Here is an 11933-nt window from a genome sequence, read left to right as displayed (position 1 = left end):
GTTATTTTTTTGATTTATATTCAAAATTCATCGTTTTGCCTATAGGGGTGAATTCTTTGGAGTCTGCAACATTTTTAAAATGAATACCAATGGCTTTAGATGAATTACTAGACTTAGTCGTACTTCCTGTAATTAAGGAAATAGCTTTTGCTAAAAAGGGTTCATTTACATCGCCTAAGATACCCATGTTTAAAATGTTTTCACCTTCATAAACAGCTCCAGAAGATGTTTCATAGGTTATGGTGTGATTCGGGGGAATGCCATTATAATAATCACTTACGCCTTTCGAGTTTGTTGCTTTAATTGCGATTGGTTGTAACGCGTATTTATGATTAGGGTTTGCGTTGTCTTTTCCGAAATCATTAGAGTCATACAAGGTGACCGAACCAACATATTTTCCATATGTAGTAGTTCCAATTTGAACCACATCTATGTAAGGGTTTAATCCATTAATAAGTAATTCGCTTGCAGAAGCGGTTCCGTTTGTTGTAAGCACATATACTTTATTTAAGTTAAGACTTGTTAAAGCAGAATTGTCAAATAATTTATCTGTAAATCTATTAATTAGTGATTCTGGTTGATTAGTTTCAAAATAATTTTGATAATCAGTATTCCAAACTTCGGTGTAAAAAATATCATTTAAAAATTGCCCCGTAATCATACTTGATAGAATTGTTGTGACGTCTCCGTCGCCTCCTGGGTTGTATCTTAAATCGATAACTAACTCAGTAATTCCGTTAGATTTTAATTGGGCTATAGCGTTGTTTAATTCAAGATCAGAATTTCTTGTAAATTGATTGTACATCAGGTAGCCAATTTTAGTGCCGCTTGCCTCTATGGTTTTGTTAATTAATATAGGGTTTTCAGTAAAATCATATTTGTTTAATGCGACTGTTTTACCATTTAAAAAAATCGATCCATTCGTAATATCTGCCATTCCTAATGTATAAGCATCATTATCGCCAAATAACAAACCTATATAATTGTCAACGGTGAGTTGTTGGCCATCAGCCGTTAGGAAAAAATCACCTCTGTTTATATCTTTAGTGCTAGCATCAGAGCCATTTGCAATATATTCTACATAGCCAAAAATATCATTAGAATTACCTAGTCTTGCTAAATTGAAATTTAAACCGTCGGTTTTAGAGGTGCCTTGAAGGGCATTTTCCCAAACCACATAGTCTTCAATTAATAAACTAAATTTATCTACAACTCCTTTTTGGTATAGTAAATCATCAAATAAATTTTCAGGGGTATTATAGCGATTTAGAAATGTATAATATTCATCTTGTGTAGTGAATTTATTATCGGCGAGATTTGGTATGTTTTCTTTCCATAAGTAAATATTATTTAGCCCTTGCCAAACGAAATCGTTTATTTCATTATTTAATTCTGCGACAACATCTGTCACAGCTTCATCGTTTTTAGAACAACTAACTAAGGATACTGAGCTAATAATAAAAATAAATAGTAGATTTAGGAGCAATTTTTCTGTTTTCATAAAATGATTTTTAACATCAATAGTCGTAAATGTACTTACATTATTATTTAATAAAAAATAAATTGTAACAATTTAGATGTACACTCGTCGTAATATTAAATAGCCCAAATAAGGCCGTTTCAACCAACCAAGCAACCAAAAAATGACTCAAACAGAGTTTTTAAATATTGTGATGCCTTTTAAAGATAAAGTGTTTCGTTTGGCAAAACGATTACTGGTATCTACCGAGGAAGCAGAAGATGCGACACAAGAGGTGCTGTTGAAGTTGTGGAGTAATAAAACAAAGATTGAAGATTATAAGAATGTTGAAGCGTTTTCAATGACCATGACCAAAAATTTTTGTTTTGATAAATTGAAATCGAAGCAAGCGCAAAATTTAAAAATTGTGCATAATAATTATGAAGATGGTCAAACACCTTTACAAAAACAAATAGAACTAAACGATAGTGTCCATTGGGTGGCTAAAATAATTGAAGATTTGCCCGAGCAACAAAAATTAGTCATTCAATTACGGGATATAGAAGCATACAATTTAGACGAGATTGCAAAAATGCTAGACATGAATAATACAGCGGTTCGGGTCGCTTTGTCTAGAGCCAGAAAAACGATAAGAGAAAAATTAACGAGTACACATAATTATGGTGTTAAATAATATAGAAAAGTTGCTCGAGAAATACGAGAACGGTGACACATCACTAAAAGAAGAGCAAGCGCTAAAAAACTATTTTTCGCAAGAAACTGTAGCGCCGCATTTAGAGGTGTATAAGCCTATGTTCGCCTATTTTTCGGTAAGTAAACAAGAACAATTTACTAAAGACCTTCCATTAAAAACTAAAAAGGTGTTTACCTATAGATGGATTGCTGTAGCTGCCGTAGCGGTTCTTGTTGTGATGGTTTATTTTAAAAAACCAGCTGTTTCAACGTATCAGGAATATGCGTATGGAACTTATAATAACCCTGAAGATGCGTTTAACGAGGTTACGAAACAGTTAGCCATGATTTCAAATCATTTTAATAAAGGCGTTTCAACAGTGAATTACCTAGAAGAAGTAAATAAAGGTACTGGAACTTTAGGGTATTTAAATGAAATTGGAAACGCGACAAGTATCATCTTTAAAAAATAATGAACCTAAGCTGAATTTATTTCAGTGTAAAAAACAAACAAATGGATACATCAAATCAATTAAAAACAAATAAAATGAATAAGTATATACTAGTATTCGTAATGGCAATGATGTTATTGCCTCTAAGCGGAATGGCTCAAGATATTTTTGAAAAATATAATGATAATTCCGATGTGACCTATGTGTCCATTAAACCCAAAATGTTTCAAATGATAGCAAAAATGGGTATTAATGTAGAAGAACCAGAAGCCAAAGCTTATATGGATATGGTAAAAAGCATCACGAGTTTTAAAACCATTGTTACCGATAACAAAAGCATTTCTGCCGATATTAGTAAATGGGTTAAATCGCGTTCAAGTTCTTTAGAAGAATTAATGGAGGTGAAAGATGAAGGTTCTGAAGTGAAATTTTATATAAAAGAAGGTAAAGATGCCAACCATGTTAATGAGCTTTTAATTTTTGTTAACGGAATTAATAAAGTCATGAAAGAGGGCGTAGATGTGAATGGGCAACAAAGACGTTTTGAAACTGTCATTGTATCACTTACTGGTGATATTAATTTAAATGAAATTTCGAAGTTGACGGATAAAATGAATATTCCCGGAGGAAATCATTTAGATAAAAAGAAACGAAAATAAGTAGCACTTAGCAATCATGAAACGAACAATCAATCATATGTTATTACTTTTACTCGCAACCTTTGTGTTCGTGAGTTGTAATGACGGGGCTAGTTTACAGCGTTATTTTGTAGACAACCAAGAGTCTAAGAACTTTATAACGCAAGATGTGCCTATTTCTATGTTGAAAATAGATGAATCTGAATTAACAGAGGAACAAAAGGAAGCTTATCATTCTGTAAAACGCTTAAACTTTCTGGGATACAAAACCAATGAAACGGATAGTGAAACCTTAGAAATAGAATTAGCAAAAATTAAAACTATTTTAAGCCACGAGAAGTATAATGACCTTGCAGAATTTAGCGATAGAGGTAATAAAGTGGTTGTGAAATATCTAGGAAATGATGAAGAAGCTGATGAAGTGGTGGTTTTTGGAAGCTCGAAGGAAATGGGTTTCGGGATTGTACGTGTTTTAGGAGACGGTATGAGCCCTGATAAAATGGTAACTCTAATTAGTGTTTTACAAAAATCTAATATGGACGAAGACCAAGTTCATGATATAATAAACTTCTTTAAATAAATTTTAAGCTGTATAATTAGAAAGTATCTTTATTACAGCAGCGTAATTAATTATAAAAAAAGGTTTGCCAGAAGTTTGGCAAACCTTTTTATTTTAAATCGTTTTGTTCTTCCTTTTTCGATTTTGTGATAAAAATGTTAATCATTATCACAAGAAAAAGGATTGTTAAAACCGTTTTTATAATATAATTATCTAAAATTTCTAGAACACCAGACACAAAAAAACAACCGGTTACCAAACCGCATAGTATTAGTGATTGTCTGTCGTTTAGCATAGTTTAGATTTAAATTCCTGTGTAATTACTAGGTGTAATACGTTTTAATTCGTCTTTTATTGTGTTGGACACCTCTAATGTATCAATAAAATTTGAAATGGAGGCTTGATTTATTTTTTCGTTAGTACGTGTTAAACCTTTTAAAGCTTCATATGGGTTTGGGTAAGCTTCTCTACGTAATATGGTTTGAATCGCTTCAGCAACCACTGCCCAGTTGTTTTCTAAATCTTCAGCAAACTTAGCTTCGTTTAATAATAATTTGTCCAAACCTTTTAAAGTCGATTTAAAACCAATTAAAGTATGTCCAAAAGGCACGCCTACATTTCTTAAAACCGTACTATCAGTTAAGTCACGTTGTAATCTTGAAAGTGGTAGTTTTGCCGATAAATGCTCGAAAATAGCATTTGCAATACCTAAGTTACCTTCACTATTTTCAAAATCAATTGGGTTTACTTTGTGTGGCATGGCGCTACTTCCAACTTCTCCAGCTTTAATTTTTTGTTTGAAATAATCCATAGACACGTATGTCCATATATCACGATTTAAATCGATAATAATGGTGTTGATACGTTTTAAAGTATCAAATAAACCAGCCATATGGTCGTAATGCTCTATTTGCGTTGTTGGAAACGAATGGTGTAAGCCTAACTTTTCTTGAACAAATTTGCTTCCAAATGCTTTCCAATCAATGTTTGGGTAAGCCACATGGTGTGCATTAAAATTACCAGTTGCACCACCAAATTTAGCAGCGCTTGGTATATCATTTAATAAATTAAATTGTTCTTGTAATCTTACAGCGAACACCTCAATTTCCTTTCCTAATCTGGTTGGAGAGGCTGGCTGTCCGTGGGTTCTTGCTAACATAGAGATAGTAGCCCAGTCTTTAGATAATGCTTTTAGTTTATTTACAACAATGGTGTATTCTGGTACATAAACATCGTTGATAGCTTCCTTAATACTTAAAGGAATAGCGGTGTTGTTTATGTCTTGAGACGTTAATCCGAAGTGAATAAATTCTTTAAATTTCGATAAACCTAGCCCATCAAATTTTTCTTTTATAAAATACTCAACCGCTTTGACATCGTGGTTAGTAACGCTTTCAATTTTCTTTATCGCAAGCGCATCTTCCGTACTAAAGTTTTTGTAAATAGCTCTTAAATCGTCAAAAACATTAGCATTAACATCTTTAAGTTGTGGTAACGGAATTTCGCAAAGTGCAATAAAATATTCTACTTCTACTAGAACACGGTATTTTATTAAAGCTTCTTCAGAGAAAAAAGGTGCTAATTCGTTTACTTTACTTCTGTATCTACCATCAATTGGTGAGATAGCGTTTAAGGGAGATAATGACATGTGTTGTTTGAGTTTTTTTGAAGCTGCAAAGATAGGAAACATCCATGACTAAATGTTTATCAGCAATCAAAAATGATGAGACCTGTATCGCGTTACTTATTTAGCTTTTTTAGAATGCGTTTCGCTCGTGCTTTATAGCCGGCACTTTGCAAGGGGAAATCTTTCTCTAAAATTTGAGTTAATTGTGGGTGTACCCACGGGTAATCGTAACCTAAATTAAATAAAGTGTCCATGGCATAGGCCTTTGGGGCTATTTTGTGATTGCCTATCATCCAATCAAAACAGACTTCAATAAGTTGTTCTTTGTGTTTGGGTTTTAATACCTTTTGTAGGGTGTTGGCTTGTTTAGAGTTCGATTCTTGTGCTATAAAATGACACACTTTGGCTACTGGTCGCATGGCGGAATCTAAGTGCACATTTTTAATATTACTGCAAAAAAGGTCTAGATAAGGTACTATGGCATAAATATAATGTTCACAAACAAATTCAAAAATCCCAGCGGCACGACAAGATAGTTTGTCGTCTACTCTAAACACCAGTTCAATTAACTTGGGAAATAAAGTCAAATCGTCTAAAACAAGCTGTGCATATTTTAGTCGGTTTTCGCGTGAAGCATCGACATAATTTAATTCAGAATAAAATTCATCTATACTCATATTTTAATTTGCTATTTTTAAACTCTAAACAAAACGGTGATGAAAGTAGTGAAAAATATTTTGATAATGTTATTAGTTCTTTTTGGGATAGCACAATTTTTTGGACCAGATAGAAATGAAGGTGACCTAACTTCGGTTGATGCGTTTTTAGCAGAAACAAACCCGCCAGAAGATGTTAAGCTTATTTTGAAGGAAACGTGCTACGACTGTCATAGCGATGTAACCCGCTATCCGTGGTATAATAAAATTACCCCTGTAAATTATTGGTTAGCGAACCATGTGAAAGATGGGAAAAAACATTTTAATGTGTCAAATTGGGAAGGGAACTCGATAAAGAGAAAAGACCATAAATTTGAAGAATTAATAGAAATGGTTGAAGCTAAAGAGATGCCGTTGGAATCGTATACATGGACGCATGACGAAGCAAAACTTACCGAGATGCAAATAGCGTCGGTTATAGAATGGGCAAAACAAGTACGCTTTACGTATAGTTTAATGCCGAAGCCCGAGTAATTCAAAAAGTAAAGCGTCCATGCTCCATACTACATGATTGGAGTTTGGTGTTTTATTTTTAAATATTTATACGTTGAGATGTTTTTATGGAGAATAAAATACTAATTATTGGTTATGTATGGCCAGAGCCCAAAAGTTCTGCGGCTGGTAGCCACATGATGGAGTTGATTTATTTTTTTCAATCTCAAAATTATCAAATCAGTTTTGCGAGTCCTTGTGCTAAAAGTGACAATGCCTTCGATTTAGCAAGTATAGGTGTTAAACAAATATCTATAGAGCTTAATAACGCGAGTTTTGATATTTTTATAACAGAACTGAATCCTCAAATTGTTTTATTCGACCGTTTTATGATGGAAGAACAATTCGGTTGGCGTGTCGCAGAACAATGCCCCGATGCCTTGCGAATTATCGATACGGAAGATTTACATAGCTTACGTAAAGGCAGACATCAAGCGTTTAAAGACGGAAAGCCTTTTGATACCTCGTACTTATTCAACGATTTTGCAAAACGTGAAATTGCCAGTATCTATAGAAGTGATTTAAGCTTAGTGATATCAGAAACTGAAATAGATTTTCTAAAAAATAAATTTAATGTCCCCAGCGACTTATTGGTGTATTTGCCTTTTATGTTAGATGCTCTTTCAGAAGAAAATATTCAAAAACTGCCAAAATTTGAGGAAAGACAAGATTTTATAAGCATTGGCAATTTTCTGCATGAACCGAATTATAATGCAGTTTTGTACTTAAAAGAATCCATTTGGCCATTAATAAGAAAACAACTTCCTAAAGCAAGCTTACATATTTATGGGGCCTATGCGTCTCAAAAAGTAACGCAACTTCACAACGAAAAAGAGGGGTTTTTAGTGAAAGGATTTGCAGATAATGTAAATGATGTCATGAAAACCGCCAAAGTATGTTTAGCGCCCATTCGTTTTGGAGCTGGTTTGAAAGGGAAATTGGTAGATGCCATACAAAACGGGACGCCTTGCGTTACAACAACTGTTGGGGCAGAAGGCATGTTTGGTAATTTGAAAGTTAACGGATTCATTGAAGATAATCCAGAAGCTTTTGCAAACAAAGCAGTTCAACTATATAAAGATGAAAATGTTTGGGTTAACAAGCAGCAAAACGGATTTCAAATAGTTAGTAAGCGTTTTAATAAAGTTGAATTTCAGGAAAAATTGGCTTCAATCATTGAAGAAGCATTACGTGAACGCGACAATAAACGCCTAAACAACTTCACAGGGCGTATGTTACAGCATCACGCCATGCAAAGCACTAAGTTTATGAGTAAATGGATTGAAGAGAAAAATAAATAACCTCGCTTTATTCAGCTTATAACCAACTAAAATCAGAGATGTTGATGCCAAAAGAGCAGTCGTCTTGACACCCGTTTGGAATATAATAACAGTCTTTAATAATACTTGAATCATCTACATTAAAAACAACAGTGTTTTTATCGGTATCAACGATTAAGTATTTACTTAAACATGCCGTGTACAAAGCATCAATGGTTAGTGGTAAAGCGCCATTGTTGTTAGAGCCTATGCTAGCCTCGTTTTCAGTATAAGAATCTAAGATAAGCCTGTTTTCGTATCCCAGATAATTGCCTGTGCTATCGTACATGGAATAGGCTTCATATATTCTAGAAATCACAGCATTATTGTTTACAGTAATTGTTGTTGTACTGCCGTTTCTGGAAAATGAACTAAAACGAATGGAGTAGGTGTAAGACGTTCCATGGGTTTCTTTTAAAGTATTCCAAGTGTCTAAACTGGAGTTGTATTCAGCCGTGTTTTTTACTCTTGTAGTGCTGCTAGTATCACAACTTAGGGTAATGGCAGAAAAAAAGGTAATAAAAAATAATACATTCAATTTTAATTTCATGCTTAGTTTTTATTACCTAGATGTGCAAAGTGCGGAAAGGTTGCGTTAAGATTTTAATTAAGCCTCAACCTCGCTCTTTTTTATTTTTCTATAAGTAAACGTATTGAAAATGTTACGTTTTGCAAAACGTGTTAATTTATCAGATTGACAAAGTTTAACATATAACGCCTTGTTCACACCAAAATACTCATAAGTATTGCCGTCTAAGAAAGTAATTTCTAAAAGCATTCCTTTATGTTGCCAATCTACAATTGGGCTAGTAATAGTTTCGTTATAATCGTCTAAATTAGCAGCCGTAGTTTCAGGAGCAATACTTACTAAAAAATGGTAAGCATCAATCACTTTTCTACTCATTAATTCTGCTTCAAGAGCTTTGTCGTCGCCCGCTTGAAACTTATCAGGATGCCACTCTTTTACTAAATTTCTGTAAGTGGTTTTCAGTTGTTTAAGTGTCATTTCTTTCTCAACACTAAACAATTTTTTATACTCGTTAATACGTTTCATTCTAAGCTTTTTTTTGAAATAAGGCGCAAAGATACTCTTTTTAATATATTGAAGTACAACTGTTTTCATTATTATAATATTTCTTTTTACTATGCTGCTTTTTTATAGCTTTGCATTTTTAAAAATTTACTATGATTTCAGTTGATAATTTAGCGGTAGAGTTTGGCGGAACGGCCTTATTTAGTGATGTGTCTTTCACCATAAATGAAAATGATAAAATTGCCCTTATGGGGAAAAATGGTGCAGGGAAATCTACAATGATGAAAATTGTTGCAGGTGAACAAAAAGCTTCGCGTGGGCATGTTCGTTACCCAAAAGATGCGGTGATTGCTTATTTGCCTCAACATTTATTAACTGAAGATGATTGTACTGTTTTTGAAGAAGCTTCTAAAGCCTTTAATCATGTTTTTGAAATGCGTGACGAAATGGATCGCCTCAATAAGGAATTGGAAACCAGAACCGATTACGAATCGGACGATTACATGAAAATTATTGAAAAGGTTTCAGATTTAGGTGAAAAATATTACGCTTTAGAAGACGTGAATTACGATGCCGAAGTTGAAAAAGCCTTGGCTGGTTTGGGTTTTAAACGCGACGATTTTACGCGATTAACCAGCGAATTTAGTGGTGGTTACCGCATGCGTATTGAGTTGGTCAAAATATTATTGCAAAAACCCGACTTAATTTTGTTGGATGAGCCTACCAACCATATCGATATCGAATCGGTTATTTGGTTGGAAGATTTTTTATTAAATAAAGCCAAAGCGGTGGTGGTTATATCGCATGATAAAGCCTTTATCGATAACATTACCAACCGAACCATTGAGGTTACTATGGGGCGTATTTACGATTACAAAGCCAACTATACACACTACTTACAATTGCGTGAAGATAGACGTGCACACCAAGTAAAAGCATACCAAGAACAACAAAAGTATATTGCCGATAATATGGCGTTTATTGAGCGTTTTAAAGGAACTTACTCTAAAACTAACCAGGTAACATCGCGCGAGCGCATGTTAGAAAAGTTGGAAATTATTGAAATTGATGAGGTGGATACTTCGGCTTTAAAACTGCGTTTTCCACCAGCGCCACGTTCGGGAGATTATCCGGTAACCGTAAAAGATTTATCGAAATCTTATGATGAACATGTGGTGTTTAAAAATGCAAACATGTCTATTGCTCGTGGTGAGAAAGTATCCTTTGTTGGTAGAAATGGTGAAGGGAAATCGACCATGATTAAATCTATTTTAGGTGAAATAGATTTTGAAGGTGCCTGCGCTTTGGGTCATAATGTAAAGGTGGGCTACTTTGCCCAAAACCAAGCATCGTTATTGGATGAGAATTTAACGATTTTCCAAACGGTTGATGAGGTAGCGGAAGGCGATGTACGTACCCAAATTAAAAGCATTCTAGGTGGTTTTATGTTTAAGGGCGACGATATCGATAAAAAAGTGAGTGTGCTTTCTGGGGGTGAAAAAACCCGATTGGCTATGGTGAAATTGCTTTTAGAACCTGTTAATTTGTTAATTCTCGATGAGCCTACAAACCACTTAGATTTGAAATCGAAAGATGTTTTAAAGGAAGCCTTATTGAATTTTGATGGTACCCTTATTTTGGTGTCGCATGATCGTGATTTTCTTCAAGGTTTGTCGCAAAAGGTATTCGAATTTAAAGACCAACGCGTTATAGAACACTTTGAAACTATAGACGATTTCTTGGTTAGAAATCGCATTGAAAACTTAAAACAAATAGACTTAAAAAAATAAATACACGTTTATAATTTATATATATTTACTAGACGTAACGCCGGTTTTTAATCGTGCTTATTTACGACTTAATTTATATAAATCATGCTTATGTTTAATAGGTTTGAAACTAGTTATTTGGGTTTCTTGTTAACACTCGTAGCTATATTAGTCATTGGGGTCATCGATTTTAAAACAGGGGTAGAGCTTTCCTTCTCCTTTTTTTATATTATTCCCATTGCTTTATTTTCGAAACATCGTGCCACAAATAAAGTCTCTATAATAAGTTTGGCTTTAGTGGCAGCTTGTTGTTGGTTTATTTCAGAGTATGCAAATCGTGATTTCTCCATGTTTTGTTTTCCTGTATGGAATGCGCTTGTTAGGCTTTTCATATTTTTACTAATTGGTTTTTCATTATTTAATTTACGGATTAAGGAGATGAAACTAAATGGTATTAATAACGATTTACAGCTTCTTAATAATGAAAAAAATAAAATGATAGGTGTGGCAGCACACGATTTAAACAATCCTATAAGTGCTATAAATTCCTTTTCACATCTATTAATTCACGATAGTGAAAACACAAAAAAGGATTTAATTGAAGGGCTTGAAATCATCGAAACCTTAAGTTCGAATACTCTGGGCGTTTTAAAAAATTTATTGAGTGTCTCTACGATAGAGTCAGGTAAAGTAGTGTTGAATATAGAGCAGCACAATTATGTGGAGTTTGTGCGACAACAAATGCTGTTCAATCAAATTCTTGCCAATAATAAAAAAATCACCATCAGTTTAGACGCTCCAATGGAAACTATTTCTTTAGGTTTTGATGCCAATTATTTAAGCCAAGTCATGGGGAATTTAATTTCGAATGCTATTAAATATTCGGTTCAAAATAGCCACATTACTATTAGAATATTAAAAAGTGATAGCAATTTTGTGCGCACAGAAATAATAGATAACGGTAAAGGCATTCAAGAAAAGGAACTTGAAAAGTTGTTTAATTATTTTCAAAAAACAACCACACAACCAACGGATGGAGAATCTAGCACAGGTTTAGGACTCGCGATTTCTAAAAAAATAATCACTTTACATCAAGGTGAAATTGGTGTGAAAAGCACTATTGATAAAGGTTCTGTGTTCTATTTCACCTTGCCCATGGGTTTTGTGATGAGTTAA

At 33.8% G+C, this 11933-nt stretch carries 13 protein-coding genes; 8 read left to right on the top strand and 5 right to left on the bottom strand.

The window, feature by feature from the left end:
• Nucleotide 1 precedes the first annotated feature (1 nt).
• Nucleotides 2-1501: a S41 family peptidase gene (locus Q5N74_RS00395; RefSeq protein ID WP_304386683.1), complete on the bottom strand. Its 1500-nt coding sequence runs from the start codon at nt 1499-1501 to the stop codon at nt 2-4.
• A gap of 142 nt (nt 1502-1643) precedes the next feature.
• On the opposite strand from Q5N74_RS00395, the gene Q5N74_RS00390 reads away from it, so the two are divergent.
• The 4 genes from Q5N74_RS00390 to Q5N74_RS00375 are packed head-to-tail and all read left to right on the top strand — an operon-like array spanning nt 1644 to nt 3822.
• Nucleotides 1644-2153: an RNA polymerase sigma factor gene (locus Q5N74_RS00390; protein WP_304386682.1), complete on the top strand. Its 510-nt coding sequence runs from the start codon at nt 1644-1646 to the stop codon at nt 2151-2153.
• A gap of 10 nt (nt 2154-2163) precedes the next feature.
• Nucleotides 2164-2625: a hypothetical protein gene (locus tag Q5N74_RS00385; protein WP_304386681.1), complete on the top strand. Its 462-nt coding sequence runs from the start codon at nt 2164-2166 to the stop codon at nt 2623-2625.
• Nucleotides 2626-2666: 41 nt separating this feature from the next.
• Nucleotides 2667-3263 (top strand): DUF4252 domain-containing protein, encoded by a 597-nt coding sequence (locus Q5N74_RS00380; RefSeq protein ID WP_304386680.1) that lies wholly within the window; start codon nt 2667-2669, stop codon nt 3261-3263.
• A 16-nt stretch (nt 3264-3279) separates the two neighbouring features.
• Nucleotides 3280-3822 (top strand): DUF4252 domain-containing protein, encoded by a 543-nt coding sequence (locus Q5N74_RS00375; protein WP_304386679.1) that lies wholly within the window; start codon nt 3280-3282, stop codon nt 3820-3822.
• 283 nt (nt 3823-4105) lie between these two features.
• Here Q5N74_RS00375 and purB read toward each other — a convergent pair whose 3' ends face one another.
• Together purB and Q5N74_RS00365 are read right to left on the bottom strand one after the other, a co-directional pair.
• Nucleotides 4106-5449, bottom strand: a complete 1344-nt coding sequence (purB, locus tag Q5N74_RS00370; RefSeq protein ID WP_304386678.1) for an adenylosuccinate lyase — start codon at nt 5447-5449, stop codon at nt 4106-4108.
• Nucleotides 5450-5541: 92 nt separating this feature from the next.
• On the bottom strand, nt 5542-6105 hold the full coding sequence (locus Q5N74_RS00365; RefSeq protein ID WP_304386677.1) for an adenylosuccinate lyase: 564 nt from the start codon (nt 6103-6105) through the stop codon (nt 5542-5544).
• 39 nt (nt 6106-6144) lie between these two features.
• Here Q5N74_RS00365 and Q5N74_RS00360 point away from each other — a divergent pair, with 39 nt between their 5' ends.
• Both Q5N74_RS00360 and Q5N74_RS00355 read left to right on the top strand, forming a co-directional pair.
• On the top strand, nt 6145-6618 hold the full coding sequence (locus Q5N74_RS00360; RefSeq protein ID WP_304386676.1) for a heme-binding domain-containing protein: 474 nt from the start codon (nt 6145-6147) through the stop codon (nt 6616-6618).
• A gap of 86 nt (nt 6619-6704) precedes the next feature.
• Nucleotides 6705-7937, top strand: coding sequence for a glycosyltransferase (locus Q5N74_RS00355; RefSeq protein WP_304386675.1), 1233 nt, complete (start codon nt 6705-6707; stop codon nt 7935-7937).
• Between the two features lie 16 nt (nt 7938-7953).
• Here Q5N74_RS00355 and Q5N74_RS00350 read toward each other — a convergent pair whose 3' ends face one another.
• Complete coding sequence (locus Q5N74_RS00350) at nt 7954-8505, bottom strand: hypothetical protein (protein WP_304386674.1); 552 nt, start codon at nt 8503-8505, stop codon at nt 7954-7956.
• A 57-nt stretch (nt 8506-8562) separates the two neighbouring features.
• Nucleotides 8563-9009 carry a KTSC domain-containing protein gene (locus Q5N74_RS00345; RefSeq protein WP_304386673.1) on the bottom strand — a complete coding sequence of 149 codons (447 nt, stop codon included), beginning with the start codon at nt 9007-9009 and terminating at the stop codon, nt 8563-8565.
• A 131-nt stretch (nt 9010-9140) separates the two neighbouring features.
• Between Q5N74_RS00345 and Q5N74_RS00340 the strand changes: the two genes are divergently transcribed.
• Both Q5N74_RS00340 and Q5N74_RS00335 read left to right on the top strand, forming a co-directional pair.
• A complete protein-coding gene (locus Q5N74_RS00340) occupies nt 9141-10778 on the top strand; it encodes an ABC-F family ATP-binding cassette domain-containing protein (protein ID WP_304386672.1) in 1638 nt (545 codons plus the stop codon).
• 90 nt (nt 10779-10868) lie between these two features.
• Nucleotides 10869-11933 carry a sensor histidine kinase KdpD gene (locus tag Q5N74_RS00335; RefSeq protein ID WP_304386671.1) on the top strand — a complete coding sequence of 355 codons (1065 nt, stop codon included), beginning with the start codon at nt 10869-10871 and terminating at the stop codon, nt 11931-11933.

The sequence above is a fragment of the Mariniflexile sp. AS56 genome, from assembly GCF_030552475.1.
Taxonomy (GTDB): Bacteria; Bacteroidota; Bacteroidia; order Flavobacteriales; family Flavobacteriaceae; genus Mariniflexile.
This window is presented reverse-complemented; position numbering and strand designations above follow the sequence as displayed.